This window comes from Rhizobium sp. BK181 (assembly GCF_014193305.1).
Classification (GTDB): domain Bacteria; phylum Pseudomonadota; class Alphaproteobacteria; order Rhizobiales; family Rhizobiaceae; genus Rhizobium.
The window spans coordinates 597,754-615,276 of sequence record NZ_JACHZA010000001.1 but is presented as its reverse complement, the minus strand read 5'-3'; the positions used below and the strand labels follow the sequence as shown (position 1 = coordinate 615,276).

The 17,523-nt window shown below is 59.9% G+C and carries 19 protein-coding genes; 12 read left to right on the top strand and 7 right to left on the bottom strand.

Going from position 1 to position 17,523, the window contains the following annotated elements; translation table 11 throughout:
- Positions 1 to 78: 78 nt before the first annotated feature.
- The 8 genes from FHT77_RS03050 to FHT77_RS03015 all read left to right on the top strand — a co-directional run bounded on the left by FHT77_RS03050 (position 79) and on the right by FHT77_RS03015 (position 7,258).
- Positions 79 to 1,053: a magnesium transporter CorA family protein gene (locus FHT77_RS03050; protein ID WP_183753861.1), complete on the top strand. Its 975-nt coding sequence runs from the start codon at positions 79 to 81 to the stop codon at positions 1,051 to 1,053.
- Positions 1,054 to 1,071: 18 nt separating this feature from the next.
- The gene (locus tag FHT77_RS03045) at positions 1,072 to 2,970 is read left to right on the top strand and encodes a potassium transporter Kup (RefSeq protein WP_016552930.1); all 1,899 of its coding nucleotides are present in this window, start codon (positions 1,072 to 1,074) and stop codon (positions 2,968 to 2,970) included.
- Positions 2,971 to 3,130: 160 nt separating this feature from the next.
- Entirely contained in the window at positions 3,131 to 4,309 is a 1,179-nt protein-coding gene (locus FHT77_RS03040) for a cell wall hydrolase (protein ID WP_183752380.1), read from the top strand.
- Positions 4,310 to 4,590: 281 nt separating this feature from the next.
- Positions 4,591 to 4,935 carry an AtpZ/AtpI family protein gene (locus FHT77_RS03035; RefSeq protein WP_183752378.1) on the top strand — a complete coding sequence of 115 codons (345 nt, stop codon included), beginning with the start codon at positions 4,591 to 4,593 and terminating at the stop codon, positions 4,933 to 4,935.
- Between the two features lie 73 nt (positions 4,936 to 5,008).
- Positions 5,009 to 5,761, top strand: a complete 753-nt coding sequence (locus tag FHT77_RS03030) for a F0F1 ATP synthase subunit A (protein ID WP_016552933.1) — start codon at positions 5,009 to 5,011, stop codon at positions 5,759 to 5,761.
- 69 nt (positions 5,762 to 5,830) lie between these two features.
- On the top strand, positions 5,831 to 6,058 hold the full coding sequence (locus FHT77_RS03025) for a F0F1 ATP synthase subunit C (RefSeq protein WP_016552934.1): 228 nt from the start codon (positions 5,831 to 5,833) through the stop codon (positions 6,056 to 6,058).
- Positions 6,059 to 6,136: 78 nt separating this feature from the next.
- A complete protein-coding gene (locus FHT77_RS03020) occupies positions 6,137 to 6,763 on the top strand; it encodes a F0F1 ATP synthase subunit B (protein WP_183752376.1) in 627 nt (208 codons plus the stop codon).
- A gap of 3 nt (positions 6,764 to 6,766) precedes the next feature.
- Positions 6,767 to 7,258 (top strand): F0F1 ATP synthase subunit B, encoded by a 492-nt coding sequence (locus FHT77_RS03015; RefSeq protein WP_183752369.1) that lies wholly within the window; start codon positions 6,767 to 6,769, stop codon positions 7,256 to 7,258.
- Positions 7,259 to 7,338: 80 nt separating this feature from the next.
- Here FHT77_RS03015 and FHT77_RS03010 read toward each other — a convergent pair whose 3' ends face one another.
- On the bottom strand, positions 7,339 to 8,028 hold the full coding sequence (locus tag FHT77_RS03010; protein WP_183752367.1) for a ribonuclease HII: 690 nt from the start codon (positions 8,026 to 8,028) through the stop codon (positions 7,339 to 7,341).
- Positions 8,029 to 8,139: 111 nt separating this feature from the next.
- A complete protein-coding gene (locus tag FHT77_RS03005) occupies positions 8,140 to 9,297 on the bottom strand; it encodes a PA0069 family radical SAM protein (RefSeq protein ID WP_183752365.1) in 1,158 nt (385 codons plus the stop codon).
- Positions 9,298 to 9,434: 137 nt separating this feature from the next.
- On the opposite strand from FHT77_RS03005, the gene FHT77_RS03000 reads away from it, so the two are divergent.
- Together FHT77_RS03000 and FHT77_RS02995 are read left to right on the top strand one after the other, a co-directional pair.
- Entirely contained in the window at positions 9,435 to 9,953 is a 519-nt protein-coding gene (locus FHT77_RS03000; RefSeq protein WP_183752364.1) for a glycosyl transferase, read from the top strand.
- A gap of 176 nt (positions 9,954 to 10,129) precedes the next feature.
- The gene (locus FHT77_RS02995; protein ID WP_183752362.1) at positions 10,130 to 10,447 is read left to right on the top strand and encodes a hypothetical protein; all 318 of its coding nucleotides are present in this window, start codon (positions 10,130 to 10,132) and stop codon (positions 10,445 to 10,447) included.
- A 30-nt stretch (positions 10,448 to 10,477) separates the two neighbouring features.
- Here FHT77_RS02995 and moaB read toward each other — a convergent pair whose 3' ends face one another.
- From moaB to FHT77_RS02975, 4 genes are all read right to left on the bottom strand, one after another.
- Complete coding sequence (gene moaB / locus FHT77_RS02990; RefSeq protein WP_183752361.1) at positions 10,478 to 11,029, bottom strand: molybdenum cofactor biosynthesis protein B; 552 nt, start codon at positions 11,027 to 11,029, stop codon at positions 10,478 to 10,480.
- Positions 11,013 to 11,921, bottom strand: a complete 909-nt coding sequence (locus FHT77_RS02985; RefSeq protein WP_183752359.1) for a 4-(cytidine 5'-diphospho)-2-C-methyl-D-erythritol kinase — start codon at positions 11,919 to 11,921, stop codon at positions 11,013 to 11,015. Before FHT77_RS02985 ends, moaB begins: the two co-directional genes overlap by 17 nt.
- Positions 11,922 to 11,927: 6 nt before the next feature.
- Positions 11,928 to 13,757, bottom strand: coding sequence for a tetratricopeptide repeat protein (locus tag FHT77_RS02980; RefSeq protein ID WP_183752357.1), 1,830 nt, complete (start codon positions 13,755 to 13,757; stop codon positions 11,928 to 11,930).
- Between the two features lie 129 nt (positions 13,758 to 13,886).
- The gene (locus FHT77_RS02975; protein WP_016552944.1) at positions 13,887 to 14,903 is read right to left on the bottom strand and encodes a polyprenyl synthetase family protein; all 1,017 of its coding nucleotides are present in this window, start codon (positions 14,901 to 14,903) and stop codon (positions 13,887 to 13,889) included.
- A 108-nt stretch (positions 14,904 to 15,011) separates the two neighbouring features.
- Here FHT77_RS02975 and FHT77_RS02970 point away from each other — a divergent pair, with 108 nt between their 5' ends.
- Together FHT77_RS02970 and FHT77_RS02965 are read left to right on the top strand one after the other, a co-directional pair.
- The gene (locus FHT77_RS02970; RefSeq protein WP_016552945.1) at positions 15,012 to 15,239 is read left to right on the top strand and encodes a DUF2007 domain-containing protein; all 228 of its coding nucleotides are present in this window, start codon (positions 15,012 to 15,014) and stop codon (positions 15,237 to 15,239) included.
- 7 nt (positions 15,240 to 15,246) lie between these two features.
- Positions 15,247 to 16,023 (top strand): tRNA1(Val) (adenine(37)-N6)-methyltransferase, encoded by a 777-nt coding sequence (locus tag FHT77_RS02965; RefSeq protein WP_183753859.1) that lies wholly within the window; start codon positions 15,247 to 15,249, stop codon positions 16,021 to 16,023.
- Here the strand turns inward: FHT77_RS02965 and FHT77_RS02960 are convergent.
- Complete coding sequence (locus FHT77_RS02960) at positions 16,020 to 17,360, bottom strand: Nramp family divalent metal transporter (protein WP_183752355.1); 1,341 nt, start codon at positions 17,358 to 17,360, stop codon at positions 16,020 to 16,022. The genes FHT77_RS02965 and FHT77_RS02960 overlap by 4 nt on opposite strands.
- Between the last annotated feature and the right edge of the window lie 163 nt (positions 17,361 to 17,523).

Sequence of the window (17,523 nt, the reverse complement as noted above, 5' to 3'; positions counted from 1 at the left end):
CAGACAGCGCGCCGTGGAAGGGCGTTCGATGAAGACAGCGATGTGCGCAACACGCCCGGATTACCGGAGGTCCAACCGGTGATCACGGCCTACTGTTCCGATTGCAAGCCGGTTGAAATCCGCGATTTGTCGCAAGGTTCCTTGCGCGACGACGTCATGTGGATCGACCTGGTCGAGCCATCGCGTGACGAGGAGATGTTCGTCGAAAGGGTGCTGGGCATCGAAGTCCCGACACGCGATGACCTCAAGGATATCGAACCCTCGGCCCGCCTCTACGTCGAAAACGATGCCGTGTTCATGACGGCGTCTCTCGTCTGGAAGGTAGAAACGGACGCGCCGACCCTGACCGACGTCGCCTTCATCCTGGTTGGCAAACGGATGGTCACGATCCGCTACGCACAGCCGAAGTCCTTTTCACTATTCATCGCCGCGCTTCATCGCGTACCACAGCAGTGGCGGAGCGGTGCGGCACTGCTGGCTAAGCTGTTTGAAACCGTCATCGATCGCACCGCGGAAATCCTGGAGCTTTCGGTTGCCCGTATCGACATTCTGTCGACGCATGTGTTTGGCGACCGTGCAAGGAAGGTTCGCAAGCCGTCGAACTATCTCGAAGAGAAGCTTAGGGACATTGCCGGCCATCATCGCCTCGTCAGCAAGATCCGCGATAGTCTCGCGTCGCTGTCGCGGCTGATGACGTTTTTCTATAATGTCCCGGCGGTCCAGCAGGATCGTGACACCAAGGAACTCTGCCGGACGGTCTCGCGCGATATTCAGTCGCTCAACGAGCATGCGTCCTTCATCGCCGGCAATATTACCTTCCTGCTCGACGCCTCGCTTGGCCTGATCAACATCGAGCAGAACTCGATCATCAAGATTTTTTCGATCGCGTCCGTGGTGTTCTTGCCGCCGACCCTGGTCGCCTCCATCTACGGTATGAATTTCGAATTCATGCCGGAACTGCACTTCGCCCACGGATATCCGTATTCGATTGGGCTGATGGTGTTATCCGCCATCATTCCCTTCTTCTTTTTTCGATGGAAAGGCTGGCTCTGAAGAGCCTGTTTTCATTTCATGCACGAAGGCAGCCATTCACACGAACGTAAAATGAAGCCGCGCAAGCTGTTCTACCTTGCGCTCGGCTCCGTTGGCGTCGTCTATGGCGATATCGGTACCAGCCCGCTCTACGCATTCCGCGAAGCGTTGAAGCCCGTCGCGATCGACGGCCTCACTCGCTTCGAGGTCATCAGCCTCATCTCGCTGATGATCTGGGCCCTGACCATTATCGTCACCATCAAGTACGTGCTCTTCCTGTTGCGCGCCGATAACGAAGGCGAGGGCGGTACGCTTTCCCTGCTTGCGTTGTTGATGAAGACCGCAAACGGGCATACCGCGATGCTGATGCTGCTCGGCCTTGTTGGGGCGGCGCTCTTCCTTGGCGATGCGATGATCACGCCGGCGCTCTCGGTATTGTCGGCCGTCGAAGGTCTGAAGCTCGTGGCGCCAAGTCTGACCAGTTACATCGTGCCGATTTCCGTTTTCATCCTGGCGTTGCTGTTTGCAGTTCAGTCGCGGGGGACCGGTGCCATGGCCCGTTTCTTCGGACCTATCACCGCGCTCTGGTTCATCGTGATGGCCGCCGCGGGCATTTCGCATATCTCCGATGACTTCGGCATCCTCGCCGCCTTCAATCCTTACTATGCAGTCAGCTTTCTGCTGCACGAAGGATTCTATGGTGTCGTCGTGCTGGGCGCTGTGTTCCTGACCGTGACGGGTGCGGAAGCGCTCTATGCTGATCTTGGCCATTTTGGCCGTCGGCCGATCCAGTGGGCCTGGTTCGCGTTGGTCTTCCCGGCGTTGACGCTGAACTACCTGGGGCAGGGCGCTCTCGTTCTCGGCAATCCCGCAGCGATGTCGGATCCCTTCTACTTGATGTACCCGCAGTGGGCGTTGCTGCCTGTCGTCATCCTTGCGACTGCCGCCACGATCATTGCCAGCCAGGCCGTCATCACGGGTGCTTTCTCGCTCGTCCGCCAGGGCATCAACCTCGGCTTCCTGCCGCGGATGGAGGTTCTCTTTACCTCCGAGACGAATACGGGGCAGATTTTTGTCCCGTCTGTAAATGCGGTGCTTTTCTTTGGCGTCATCTTCCTCGTCATCAGCTTCAAGACATCGGATGCGCTGGCAATCGCCTACGGCATCTCGGTGACCGGCGCGATGGTCGTCACCTCGATCATGGCCTTCGAGTTTGTCCGCGTCCGCTGGAATTGGTCGATCCTGGTTGCAACTGCGGCACTTGCGCCGCTGCTTTGCCTGGAAATGATCTTCCTGGGCGCCAACCTGCTGAAGATTCACGATGGTGGCTATATTCCGGTGCTGATTGCGGCCGTGTTTACGATCATCATGTGGACGTGGCGCCGCGGTTCGGCGCTTCTCCTCGAGAAGACTCGCCATACCGACATCCCGCTCGCGTCTTTCGTCAGTTCAATCGAGCGCAAGAGCGACCATTCCCCGGCGCAGGTGCCCGGCACCGCGATCTTCCTGACCAGCGATCCGGAATCGGCACCCGCGGCGCTGCTGCACAATCTGAAGCACAATCATGTTCTGCACGACAAGAACGTCATCCTGACCATCCGTACGATCAACAAACCGCGCGTGTCGAGCGCCGATCGCTACAAGGTCGAGCAGATCTCAGAGCGCTTCTCGCGCGTCGAGTTGCTGTTCGGCTTCATGGAATCGCAAAATGTCTCGCAGGCGCTTGCGACGCTGCGGAAGACCGGGCTGAAGTTCGACATCATGTCGACGTCTTTCTATCTCGGTCGCCGCAAGCTGGTTCCCGATGCCAAGTCCGGTATGCCCTATTGGCAGGACCGCCTCTACATCGCGCTTGCCAATGCCGCGGCAAATCCGTCGGACTACTTCCGGCTGCCCGCAAACCGCGTCGTGGAGCTCGGCTCGCACGTCATTATTTAAGCGAGCAAAATCATTTCAGCAGGAGCCCGGCATCGACCGGGCTTTTATTTGCCTGTTGCTAATGCTTTCGCCGTCGCGCGGCGTCCGCATTAACCAAGCATCAAGGTTAATGAGACATTTTCAACGGCATGTTCATGCGTCTCATGCCGGAGTCTTCGCGTTGCGTCGAAATAGCCGTTCCCGTGGCAAGCTGCGCCTCTTGCTTCAAAATTGGAGTTCCCCCGCGCTCTTCGGCGTCTGCGGATGGCTGATGTCGCCGACTGTGGCGTCTCATGCGGACCTCGCTGCCTTGCTTGCCGGCCTCGATCAGGGTCGGGAGAACTGGCGGATGGTGCTGACCAATTCGCCCGCCGGCTCGATCCATCAGGCGGAACTGACCTTTGCCGATCCTGTTGTGACGGGCACGATCGCGGCCGGGGCAGGCATGGTTCTGCCCGACGGCCGCAAGGTCGCCTTCATGGCGAAGGAGAAGGGGCATGAGGTCTCGCCGGACGAAGACCGCGTCAATCGCCCACTCAAGAAGGGCCGCGTCGTCGCTGTTGAAAAGGTGCAGCCGCCCAAGGATTTTTCCGCCGGCTCTATTCTCCAGAGAACACGCCTGCTCTTTCAGCCGAGCTTGGACCTGAAGGATCGGTCGGCCTTCGTGAAGCCGAAGATCAAGGGCAAGGAAATCCAGATCGCCACGAATTTCTACAAGAAGGAGCCGCCGAGACCGGATCGCGGCGTCTCACCGATGCTGGCCGGTCTTGTGACCAACTCCAAGGCCGATGTCCTGGCGACGGCATACGCGCCGGCCGCTCCGGATTACGCTCGCCAGTCGCCGTTCGATTCGATTTTGACCGACAAGGCCGACGACGGCCGCTTCGTGCCGCAGATCGGTCCGCGCGATCACGCTTGGGCAGCAAGCATTCTGCCGCCTTCGGTATTCTCGGCAGCCGAGCAGCAATGTCTGGCATCCGGCATCTATTTCGAAGCGCGTGGCGAAACGGTAAAGGGACAAGCCGCTGTCGCCCAGGTCATTCTCAATCGCGTTCGCAATCCCGCCTACCCGAAGACCATCTGCGGCGTCGTCTACCAGAACGAGGATTGGCGCAATCGTTGCCAGTTCTCCTTTGCCTGCGACAATATAAAGGATCGTGTGAACTCGCAGTATCATTGGAGAATCGCCCGCGAAGTCGCCATGGCTGTTACCGCCGGCAAGATCTGGTTCCCGCAGGTAGGCTCGGCAACGCATTATCATGCTGTCTACGTCCGCCCGAAATGGGCAAAGACGATGGAAAAGGTCGGCCGCATCGGCCTGCACGTCTTTTACCGCACCTACGGCGGCGGCTGGAGCTGAGGAAAAGCCGATCTCAGCGCGATTTCGCGTCTCATCGCCGCACGCGAAAGCGGATTCTTTCGGTCGATTTTGGCTAACCTCGCCAGGATCGGCCTAAGCGTATGTTTTCTCTTGTCTATTTTATGGCTGGACATCGACTGCCTACGCCTTGACTATGCTTTTTGCTAAAACTATGTTGCGCGCGACTTCAGAACGGGCCGAAAGGTTCTCAAACCTTGGGGTCGTTGTCCGGAAAACCGGGGTAGCGGGATCGCGGACAGCGGCTGGCGGAGGAGAGCACCATGACGGACGACCGCGAGGAAGGTCTAGAAAAGCGCCGGGCGCAATTGGGGGCGGAGCTCGCAACCAAGCGTGTTGAAGCGGGGAAGGAAGAGGCTATCGAAGCCAGCGCCGAGGCGAGCCGCAAAGGCTATGCCCAGGCGATGAAGCTTTCGAGCGAATTCATCTCCGCTATCGTTGTCGGTGCCGTTCTTGGCTATGTCCTCGACCGTTTTGTCGGCACGGCGCCTTGGGGATTGATTGTTCTTCTTCTTCTCGGATTTTGTGCCGGCGTATTGAACGTTCTGCGGGCTGCGGGGAAGGTTGCAAAGCCAGATCCGACCGGCCGCGAGAATGGTGGAAAATAGGGCAGGGCGCTCCGGCGTTCGATCCAGTGCAATAATCCCGTCTCGTGCGGGCTAAAGATAGAGAGAACAAGCGGTGTCTAACGATCCGACCCATCAGTTCCTGATCCAGAAGATTGTGCCGATCGAAGTCGGTGGAATTGATTTCTCGTTTACGAATGCATCGCTCTTCATGGTGGCGTCTGCTGCCGTCGCTGCTGGCTTTCTGTACTTCTCGACGTCGAATCGGGCGATCGTGCCGGGCCGTTCCCAGTCGGTGGCCGAGATGTCCTACGAGTTCATCGCCAACATGCTGAAGGAAGGCGCTGGGTCCAAGGGGATGAAGTTCTTCCCATTGGTTTTCTCGCTCTTCATGTTCGTGCTGACTGCAAACCTGCTCGGCATGTTCCCGTACTTCTTCACGATCACCAGCCAGATCATCGTGACCTTTGCGCTGGCGCTGCTCGTCATCGGTACGGTTCTGGTCTACGGTTTCTATAAGCACGGCTTCCACTTCCTGAATATCTTCGTGCCGCAGGGCGTTCCCGGCATTCTTCTGCCGCTGGTCGTGTCGATCGAAATCATCTCCTTCCTCTCCCGCCCGATTTCGCTCTCCGTTCGTCTTTTCGCCAACATGCTGGCTGGCCACATCACCCTGAAGGTGTTCGCAGGCTTCGTCGCCTCGCTTGGAGCGCTAGGTGCGCTCGGCGTTGGCGGTGCCATCCTTCCCCTCATCATGACGGTCGCCCTGACCGGTCTCGAGTTCCTCGTTGCCTTCCTTCAGGCTTACGTCTTTGCGGTGCTGACTTGCATGTACCTCAATGACGCGATCCATCCGGGCGGCCACTAAGGATACCGATGTTGACGTCCATGGGCGTCAGTCAATTCGCCGTAACAACCATTTCAAAGGAGTGAAAATATGGATCCCATCGCAGCAAAGTACATCGGCGCAGGTCTGGCTTGCCTCGGTATGGCCGGTACGGCTCTCGGCCTCGGCAACATCTTCGGCAGCTACCTGTCCGGCGCGCTGCGCAACCCGTCTGCCGCTGACAGCCAGTTCGGCCGTCTGGTTTTCGGCTTCGCCGTTACGGAAGCTCTGGGCATCTTCTCGCTGCTCGTCGCTCTCCTCCTGCTCTTCGCCGTTTAATACAGGCGCATTGAAGGATCACGGCCTGCAGCCCGCATGCCGTGATCCTTTGCATTTGCAGTACACCTGGAGGTGAGCATGTTTTTTGTGACCCCGGCTTACGCCGAAGAGGCCCCGGCGGGAACCGCAGAAACTGGTGCAGACGCGCATGCCGCCCCGGCTGCAGGCGATGTCCACACCGAGACCGGCGTACCAGCCGAGCATCATGGTGGCGGCGTATTCCCACCTTTCGATGCGAAGACCTACCCCTCGCAGCTGCTGTGGCTGGCGATTACGTTTGTCGCCTTCTTCGTGCTCATGCAAAAGGTCATCGCACCGCGCATCGGCAATATTCTCGAGCAGCGCCACAGCCGCATCTCGCAGGATCTCGGTGAGGCAAGCCGCCTGAAGGCGGAGGCCGACGCCGACGTTGCCGCTTACGAAGCCGAGCTGGCCGCAGCCCGCGCCAAGTCAAATTCGATCGGTACCGCAGCCCGCGACGCTGCCAAGCTGAAGGCCGAAGCCGACCGCAAGGCCGTCGAAGCAAGCCTGGCTGAAAAGCTGAAGGCTGCCGAAGGCCGCATCGCCGACATCAAGGCGAAGGCATTCGCTGACGTCGGTGCGATCGCTGAAGAAACCGCAACCGCCGTCGTAGAACAGCTGATCGGCACCTCCGCGAAGGCAGATGTTGCCGCTGCGGTTGCAGACATCAAGAAGGGGGCTTGATCGATGGAATTTGCACTCGACGCAACATTCTTCGCATTCGTCGGTCTCGTCTTGTTCCTGGCGCTGGTTGTCTACCTGAAGGTTCCGGGCATGATGGCAAAGTCGCTGGACGACCGTGCCGATCAGATCCGCAATGAGCTGTCGGAAGCCAAGCGTCTGCGTGAAGAGGCCCAGCATCTGCTGGCCGAGTATCAGCGCAAGCGCAAGGAAGCCGAAACCGAAGCTGCCCACATCGTTGCCGCAGCCGAGCGCGAAGCCGAAATGCTGACCGCTGAAGCCAAGAAGAAGACGGAAGAATTCGTCGCGAACCGTACTGCGGTTTCCGAGCAGAAGATCAAGCAGGCCGAAGCCGACGCGATGAAGGCTGTTCGTTCCGCTGCCGTCGATCTGGCTATTGCCGCTGCCGAGAACGTTCTGGCGAAGAAGGCAGACACGAAGGTTCAGTCCGAGCTCTTCAGCGACGCCATCGGTAACGTCAAGAGCCGCCTGAACTAAGGCGAGCATTACGCTTTCGAAAAGCCCCGCTTTTGCGGGGCTTTTTAGTTTGGGACCTTAGTCGTCGTCGGTAAGCGAGATCAGTCGATTCCGATATCGACATCGATATCGACGCCCTGCACCTTCTTCAGCGGGCTGAAGGTCATGCGATGCAGCGAGCACGGACCGTGCTTCTCAATGCCGGCGCGGTGTTGCGCGGTGCCATAGCCGACATGCGCAGCAAAGCCATAAGCGGGAAACGTACTGTCGGCACGCGCCATCATGCGGTCGCGCGTCACCTTGGCGACGATGGAGGCTGCGGCGATCGAGACGGAGCGCGCGTCTCCCTTGACGACCGCCTGGCCGGGACAGAGAAGACCAGGCGGCACATCGAGGCCGTCGGTCAGCACATAGCTCGCGGGGATCGACAAGCCACAGATCGCGCGCCGCATGGCGTCCAGGCTCGCCTTGCGGATATCCGTTTCATCGATGCGTGTAGAACTTGACGAGGCGATCGATACCGTTGCGGTCGCGAGGATCTGCGCAAAGAGCTCCTCGCGCTTCTGTGCTGAAAGCTGCTTCGAATCGTTCAAGCCATCGGGAATGCGCTTGGGGTCGAGGATGACGGCGGCTGCGACCACTGGGCCAGCGAGAGGACCGCGTCCAGCTTCATCCGCGCCGGCGACTGGCCAGTGGCCGGCCTTGCGCGCCTTCAGCTCGAGCCGAAAATCCGGCACGAGGGGGACGTCTTCGAAAAGCATAGGAGAATCGGGTGGCGTGCGACGTTTCATGCGGCTGACCCTCGCACGCCAACCCGATTTCCTGCAAGTCCCCGGATCAGGGCGGCGGGCCGGGGACTTGAACGCGGAAGGGCAGGGCGACCATCCGCGAAGCTGGAAAAATCAAAGCAGCGAAAGCTGCACGCCGCTGCCATCGGGCGGAACGAAGAGATCGTCTCGCAACGGCATGCTGCGGCGGGTCATGCCGAGCCGTTTCGTCGCCATTTCGAAACGGCGCGCAATCTGCCAGGCATAGGGCCCGGCCCCCTTCATTCGTTTGCCGAACTCCGCGTCGTAATCCTTGCCGCCGCGCATCGAGCGGACGAGCGACATGACATGCCGGTAGCGGTCGGGATAATTCTGCAGCAGCCAGTCCCGAAATAGCGGCGACACTTCGAGCGGCAGACGCAGGATGACATAGCCCGCCTCCGTAGCACCCGCCACATGGGCTGACTCCAAGATGCGCTCGAGTTCATGGTCGTTCAGCGCCGGAATCATCGGGGCAGCCATCACCGATGTCTGGATGCCTGCCTCTGAGAGGGCGCGGATGGCTTCCAGCCGACGCGTGGGGGTCGAGGCGCGGGGCTCCATGGTCCTCGCGAGCTTTCGGTCGAGCGTGGTGACCGACAGTGACACGCGGACGAGATTCCTCTCCGCCATCGCCGAGAGAATGTCGAGGTCGCGCATGATCATCGCCGATTTGGTGACGATCGAAACCGGATGGTTCGCCTTCTCAAGCACCTCGAGAATCTGCCGCATGATGCGCCATTCCTTCTCGATCGGCTGGTAGGGATCGGTGTTGGTGCCGATCGCGATCACGCGCGGCTTATAGCCGGGCTTTGCCAGTTCACGTTCCAGCAGCTTGGCTGCATCCGGCTTCGCAAAGAGCTTGGCTTCAAAGTCGAGACCGGCGGAAAGCCCCATATAGGCGTGCGTTGGCCGCGCGAAGCAGTAGATGCAGCCGTGCTCGCAGCCGCGATAGGGATTGATCGAGCGGTCGAAGGGAATGTCCGGTGACTCGTTGCGGGTGATTGCCGTCCGAGGCTTCTCGATCTGAACCTCGGTCTTGAACGGCGGCAGGTCTTCAAGATTCTGCCAGCCATCATCGATGGCCTCCCGGCGCATAGGTTCGAAACGTCCGCTTGGATTCAATCCCGCCGCACGTCCGCGGCGACGGTCGACATCGATCCGCAAGCCGGCAGATACGATCATCGCATCGGCAATATCTGCCGTATTGGCAGGCGCGAATGCGGCCTGCCCTGCAAGGGACTGCTCGTTCATCGGATTCTCCGCTGGCGAAAGCTTTGCTTCCGTCCGTTTTGATGATTAAATTCCTATCGGTAAAATGAGAACAAGGCAAGAACAAAATGAGGAAAGTGCCGCTGGCAAAATTTTGTGCGGCGCTCTATGAATAGGCAATGTTGACTGTTGTACTGGAATGCCAGGATCAGGAACCTGAGCTGGCGCAGACCTTATCGGTGTTGGTTGCAGGCGCGGTGGAGGGGCTCGTCAGCGATGTGGTGGTGCTGGACCATGACTCGCGGGACGGGACGTCGCGGGTGGCCGACGCCGCCGGCTGCCGCTTTCATTCGCAATGGGATATCAAGGATATAGTGCATTCTGCGCGAGGCGAATGGTTGCTTTTCGTGGAGCCGGGGGCACGACCGCAGACCGGCTGGATCGATGAGATTGCTGAGTATATGGCCCTCAACAAGCTGCCGGCGCGGTTCACCGCTTCGCGCGGATATCGACGCCCATTCCTGCAGCGTATTAGCCGGGCCTCTTCGCCACTGGAACTTGGGCTTCTCCTTCCCAAGAAGCAGGCGATGGCGACCGCAAGAAGCGGCATGCGCCTTTCCGAATTCGCCAAGGGGCAGAAGCTGCGGAAGCTTTCCAGCGAGCTGATTCCATCCTGGGTCGCGCGCGCCGCCCGATAGCGGTTATCTCCATCTCCGCAATAATGGCGCCCGATACGATTTCGCGCTATAATTCGGTCATGGCGCCGCCCGAGCGCCGCGCTTCGTGACGGTCGACCATGGAATGCCGGCAGACGGCAGAACAGGTCAGCGGAAGTCTCCTCTTCTGCCGGTTTTCCGGCAAAGGGAGGTGCGTCATGAAACGCAATATGATCCACGGCCTTGTATCGGCGGTCATATTGGCGACATTGATGATCGCGCATCCGCATTCGGCAGCATCGCAGATGATGCGCAGTTGCGCAGCCCGATCCGAGGTCGTCAATTTTCTCGACAAGAACTTCGCCGAAAGGCTGACGGCAGTCGGACTGGTGAATCAGAACGCCATGCTTGAGGTCTACGCTGCGCAGAGCGGCACGTGGACGCTGCTCATTACCGATACCAGAGGCATAAGCTGCCTTCTGCTGTCGGGCGACAGTTGGGAAACGATGCCCAACCTGCCGGGCATCGGGACATAGCACGACGGACTGTGCAGGCGGAGAAGATCCTTACTTGCCGGTGCCGCGCTTCAGATGCTCGTCGAGGCGGGGCATGATCTCCACGAAATTGCAGGGCATGTGGCGATAGTCGAGCTGGGATTTCAGGATGCCGTCCCAGGCATCCTTGCAGGCGCCGGGGGAGCCCGGCAGCACGAAGATGAAGGTTGCGTTGGCAACGCCTGCCGTGGCTCTGGACTGAATGGTCGAGGTGCCGATCTTGTCGTAGGAGATGCGGTGGAAGACCGCCGAAAAGCCGTCCATCTTCTTCTCGAAAAGCGGCTCCAGAGCCTCCGGCGTAACGTCGCGGCCGGTAAAACCCGTTCCTCCCGTCGTGATCACGACGTCGATATCGTCTCGTTCCGTCCAGGCCTTGACGCGCGAGGCGATTGCCAGCCGATCATCGGGAACGATCGCACGATCGATCAGCCGGTGGCCCGCCTCCTTGATTCTGGCGGCCAGCGTATCGCCGGAGCGATCATCGGAAAGCGTCCGCGTATCCGAGACCGTCAGCACGGCAATGCCAACCGGAATGAAGGTTCGCGTCTCATCCAGCCCTGGCATCACGACCTCCAGCAATCGTTTCCGTTGCTTCGAAATACCAGTCCGGCCGGTCGTTGTGAAGCACCGCAGCCGCGCCTTGAGCCGCTGCAAGCGAAGCAAAAATGCCGTAGCAGGTGGCGCCGGAGCCTGACATGCGAACCAGCGAGGCTCCCTGCGCCTTGAGCATCGCCGAGATCGCGGCGATCTCAGGCAGTATCTCACGCGCGACCGGCTCAAGGTCGTTGCGCATCGCGCCTATCGTCTCCACCCAGCTAGGGCGAGCTGTCATGTCGAGCGGCGGATTGGTCTTTGTCGCCAGCCTACGGAAAACTTCGGGCGTCGATACCCCCTTCAGGGGATTTGCCAATACCATCGCAAAGACCGGCATGTCGTTGACGAGGGTGATTTGCTCGCCGATGCCTCGGGCGACAAGCGGACGGCTGGCCAGGCACATCGGCACGTCGGCGCCAAGGCGAACGGCGATTGCCGCAACTGTCTCAGGCGGGAGCGACGCGTCCCAGAGTTTCATCAGACCGCGAAGTGTCGCCGCGGCATCCGCCGAGCCGCCGCCGATTCCCGACGCAATCGGAAGGTTTTTCTGGAGTTGAATACGGACGGAGGGTGTGCTGCCACCCTCGCGAGCGATCGCGTCGCGCAAAAAATCACGGGCCTTGAGGACAAGATTGTCGTCGCGGCTGTCACCAAGCGCTTCGGCGAAGCGCCCGGAGATCTCGAATTCGTCCTGCTGGGCCGGCGTAAACTGCAACCGATCTCCATGCCAGGTGAAGGTCACCAACATATCGAGGAGATGGTATCCATCAGATCTCTGGCCCGTCACATGCAGGGCCAGATTGATCTTTGCCGGAGCGTCCTCGATGACGGTCAGGTCATCGCGCAAACTCGCCGTTGGCATCGCCTATCAGGACTTCTTATCCGTGGGCTTCGGCTCGACGGGCGCCGGGTCCGGCTGCTTTTTGTCGGCGGCCCTTGAGCTGTCGGTATCCTGCGGCAAGCCGTTGGCGATCTTTTCCTTGATCTTCGGGATCTCGGCGGCCTCAGGCTCCGAGCTCAGCGCGCGGTTCCATTGGTAGACGGCTTCGAGTTTGCGCCCGACACGCCAGTAGGCATCGCCCAGATGGTCGTTGATCGTGGCGTCGCCAGCCTTGATCTGGGCGGCCTTCTCCAACTCGTTAACCGCGTCATCGAAGCGGTTCAGTCGGAAGTAGGCCCAACCGAGCGAGTCGATGATGTAGCCGTCGTCGGGCCTCAGATCGACGGCCTTCTTGATCATCGCCAGTCCCTCATCGAGGTTCCGGTTCATGTCGATCCAGGAGTAGCCGAGGTAGTTCAGCACTTGCGGCTGGTCCGGATTGAGCGCCAGCGCCTTGCGGAAATTCGGCTCGGCCTGGTCCCACTTCTTGAGGCGTTCATAGGCGATGCCGCGCTGGAAGAAGACTGTCCATGCGCTCCTGCCGGGCAGTGGACCAAGGACTTCGACCGCCTTGTCGTAATTGTCGGCCATCGCGGCATAATCCTTAGCATCCGACAGTACGCTGCCATAGGCGAGGTAGCTGCGAACGTCCTTCGGATCAGAGGCGATCAGGCTTTGCAGGTGCTTGCGTGCTTCTTCCACCTTGCCGCCTTGAGCCAGGGCCAGGCCGAGCTGAAGTTCGGAGATGCGGCGCATCGGCGACGTCTCTGGCACCTGCTTGTAGAGAGCAATCGCGCGGTCCATCTGCTCCTGCTTCTCGGCAATGCCGCCAAGCATGACAAGCGTATCAGCGCTGTCGGGATCAAGCGTCTTCGCGGTCTGCAGATAAAGCGAAACGATGTCTTCAGCCCCGTCGCGGTTCAGCGCGCCGCCGATGGAGAATAGGACGCCGGCCGCTCCCTGCTTGGCAGTCTGAACCTGCTGTTCCTGCTTTTCGCCCTTTTCGATGCTTTGGCGCAACGCGTTCAGCGGAGCGTAGTTGGGCAGCAGGTTGTCTCCGACGGAAATCGCGTCCAGCGCCTTCTGCTTGTTGCCCTGCGAGGCTTCCAGGCGGGCAAGCGCCATGACAGCGCGCATGAAGGTATCAGGCGCCGTCGCGCCGCCGTCCTTGTCGAGCACGGCATCATTGAGGTTCTGGCGGGCGGCCTTGACATCGCCGTTCACGATGGCGATTGCACCCGCGTTATAGGACTTGAAGATACCGACCCAATCCGGTCCCTTCATCCTCTGCACCATCGACAGGGCATCCTTGCCACGGCCGGAGCCGACGCGAGCCCAGGCGGCAAGCAGATCGTTCATCATGCGGTCGAGATCGTTCGGCCCGGTATATTTCAGGAGCGATTCAGCCGTCTTGTATTCGCCGCGACGAATGGCATCCATGCTGCGCACGATCGTCGTGATGCGCTCGACCGTCGGGTCGCCCTTGAGATCGTTGGCGTATTTCACGCCGTCCTTGATGTCGCCGTTCAGAAGCAGCGAGATCATCAGGCGCTGGCGAATTTCCGGATTGCCAGGCTCGATCTGCAGCGCCTTCTTGTACAACTCGATCGCCGTCTCGTAATCGTGATCGACGTCGGCAGTCCGGGCAGCCAAAAATGCGCCGGAGAAGCTCGTGACGCTATCCGGATCGAAGATTACTGTGGCGGCATCGTCCTTCTTGGCCGTCTCTTCGGCATTCACGCCGCCGAGCGCTGCCAGCGAGATGACCGCTGCCATGGCTGCGCTCGAAAGAAGACGGATGGCAAGTTTTTGCCGCATTAGAAAACCTCTCTTGTCGGGCAGCCGGCCTCGTCCGGCTGCAAATCAGTTGAATTGACTGACTCACAACAGGATGGCTTTTTTGAAGCGGTCCTGCAATAAAATCAGTCCGCGATCAGTGACCGTCGATTAGTTGACGCGCTCGATGCAGAAGTCGATGACTTCCATCAGAGCCGATTTCCATGCCGTGTCCGGAAGCGGTGCGAGCGCATCGCGTGCGATCGTGCCGTAATGAACCGCGCGGGCAATGGTATCGTTCAGCGTGCCATACTTGGTAATCAGGCCAAGCGCCTTTTCGAGATGCTGATCGCTGCTCTCGCCGCCTTCAATGGCTTGTCGCCAGAAGGCCCGTTCTTCCTCGGTCCCGCGGCGATAGGCCAGGATAACCGGTAGCGTGATCTTGCCTTCGCGGAAGTCGTCGCCGACATTCTTGCCGAGATCGGCTGCCTTGCCGCCGTAGTCAAGCGCGTCGTCGACGAGCTGGAAGGCAAGGCCGAGGTTCATGCCGTAGGACTTCAGCGCGTTGCGCCCGGATTTGCCGGCATCGGCGACGATTGGGCCGACTTCGGCAGCCGCGGCGAACAATGCCGCCGTCTTGGCTCGGATAACGGCAAGGTAATCGTCTTCCGTCGTTTCCATGTTCTTGGCGACGGAGAGCTGCAGCACTTCGCCTTCCGCGATCACGCAAGCGGCCGCGGAGAGGACGTCCAGCGCATCGAGCGAGCCGACATCCACCATCATACGGAACGCCTGGCCGAGCAGGAAGTCGCCGACGAGCACGCTGGCCTGGTTGCCCCAGATCATGCGGGCCGTGGACTTGCCCCGACGAAGGTCGCTTTCATCGACGACATCATCATGCAGCAACGTCGCCGTGTGCATGAACTCGACGGATGTCGCGAGCTTGATGTGGTTCTCGCCCTTGTAGCCGAACAATGCGGCCGATGCCAAAGTCAGCATCGGACGCAGACGCTTGCCGCCGGACGAGATGAGATGGTTGGCCACCTCGGGAATCATCTGGACGTCGGAGCCGGCCTTGGAAAGGATAAGCTGGTTCACCCGCTCCATGTCCGCTTTGGTCAAATCGACCAGTGGCTTGACGGATGCCAGTTTGTTTTTGCTTTCTTCAAGCGGTATGACCACGCCCAACGACCCGGACTCCTGTTAAATTATTGAGTTCGACAATAGAAAGGGGCGATTGGCGCGGCAAGGGGTGAATTGTCGCGTCGCGCAAATTTGAAAGGGATTTTCCCGCAAATGCATGAACTTATTCGCGCCAACGATCCGGTACTGCTTTCCTTCGCGGAAAGTCTGCTGAAGGATGCCGGTATTCACTGCTTCATCGCTGATCAGGGCATGAGCATTCTGGAAGGGTCGCTCGGCATGCTGCCGCGCCGACTCCTTGTCGATGACGAACAAGCCGACCGAGCGCGACGCATTCTGGTGGATGCCGGACTAGGCGGCGAACTGCGCGCTCCGAAGTGAGTCTATGATGACGGGGTATATTGCCGAAACCATAGACGCCTTCCATCGGGGGCTCTTCCATGTGCTGCAGCCGAAGGGCAGGGGGCACCGTTCCGGCATGGACGCGATGTTGCTTGCTGCGCTCGTCGCCGATGACCGTCCGGTCAAGGTTGCCGATCTTGGCGCCGGCGCCGGTGCTGCCGGCTTGGCCGTGGCGTCGCGTCTGCCGAGGGCCGAAGTCGTGCTTTTCGAACGCTCCGGCGAGATGGCTGACTATGCGCGCCGCAGCATCCTGCTGCCGGAAAATGCACATGTCGCGGACCGTGTCGCCGTAGTTGAAGCGGATGTGACCCTGAAAGCGAAGGCGCGCAATGAGGCCGGCCTTGTCGACGAGAGCTTCCATCACGTCATCATGAACCCCCCGTTCAACGATGCAGGTGATCGCCGCACCCCCGATGCCTTGAAGGCAGAGGCACACGCGATGACGAACGGACTGTTCGAAAGCTGGGTGCGGACGGCCGGGGCGATCATGATCCCCGGCGGGCAGCTATCACTCATCGCGCGACCGGAATCGATTGCCGAGATCATTGACGCCTGCGGGCGCCGCTTCGGCGGCATCGAAGTCACCGCGATCCATCCGCGCGAGGGCGAGAACGCCGTGCGCATCCTGGTCACAGCGATAAAAGGGTCGCGCGCGCGGCTTTCGCTGCGCGCGCCACTCATCATGCACGAGGAGGGGACGCATAAATTCTCCCCCTTCGTCGACGATCTCAACAACGGCCGGGCGGCCTATGCCAGGCGCTAGCCGACGACGAAGTCGAACAGCAGCTTGACGTTCAGGCCGGCAATCAGGACCGCAATCACATAAGCGATTCCGCTCAGCCAGCGTGGAGCGACCAGCGCGCCCATCTTCGCCTTGCTTGCCGTAAACATCACCAACGGGAAGACCGCGAAGGAAAGCTGCAGGCTGAGCACCACCTGTGTCAGGATCAGTAGTTCCGCCGTGCCCTTGTCTCCGTACCAAATGGTGACGAAGGCGGCCGGAATGATGGCGATCGCACGCGTGATCAGGCGGCGGACCCACGGCTGGAGTCTGATCTTCAGGAAACCTTCCATGACGATCTGGCCCGCAAGCGTTGCGGTTACGGTTGAATTCAGGCCGCAGCAGAGCAGTGCGATGCCGAACAGTGTCGGCGCGATTGCAAGGCCGAGCAACGGCGCAAGCAGCGACGAGGCTTCGCCCAATTCCACGACATCCGTCTTGCCATTGGTATGGAAGGCAGCCGCTGCGAGGATCAGGATCGAAGCGTTGATCAGCAGCGCAAAGCACAGCGCGATGGTCGAGTCGATCGTCGCATAGGTCAGCGCCTCGCGCTTCTCCGGTATCGTATGGCCGTATGCGCGCGTCTGGACGATACCGGAATGCAGATAAAGATTGTGCGGCATCACGGTGGCGCCGAGAATGCCGAGCGCGAGATAAAGCATCTCGGGATTGGAAACGATCTCGGTCGTCGGGAAGAAGCCCCGGATTACAGCGCCCCATTCCGGATCCGCCAGGAAGATCTGCACGCCGAAGCATACAGCGATGATGCCGAGCAGGGCGATCACGAAGGCTTCCACCCAGCGGAAGCCGATCTTCTGCAGATAGAGAATAAGGAAGACGTCGAGCGAGGTGATAAGCACGCCGAGTTCTAGCGGGATGCCGAAGAGCAGGTTGAGGCCGATGGCCGTGCCGATCACTTCGGCAATATCGGTTGCGATAATGGCGATTTCCGCAAAAGCCCACAGTGGCACCGAGACGTATTTCGGATAGGCGTCACGGCAGGCCTGGGCAAGGTCCCGGCCGGAGGCGATAGCAAGCCGAGCACAGAGCGATTGCAGAACGATCGCCATCAGGTTGGACAGCAACGCGACGGTCAACAGCGCGTAGCCGAACTTCGAACCACCGGCGAGCGAAGTCGCCCAGTTGCCGGGATCCATATAGCCGACGGCGACCATGTAGCCGGGACCGAGGAACGCGGCGACGCGGCGCCAGCGCGAGCCGTGTTTGTGTGTCTGGACCGAACGGTAAACATCGGAAAGCGATGCCTCTTCGCGCTCGTGTCGCCAGCCGGTCTTCGCGTTCGGATTTACGATGTCCATGAGTGTCCGCCTATTTTCGATGCAACCAGTATGTCTGATTGGAATGATAATGCAAGTCATTCGCAACAAGAATTGTGGTTCGCAGATGTTTTCTGCGGCAGCCATTGCGTTTGTCGCTCCGTTGCATACATGGAAGACGTTCGCTGATCTTGTCGCAAAGGAT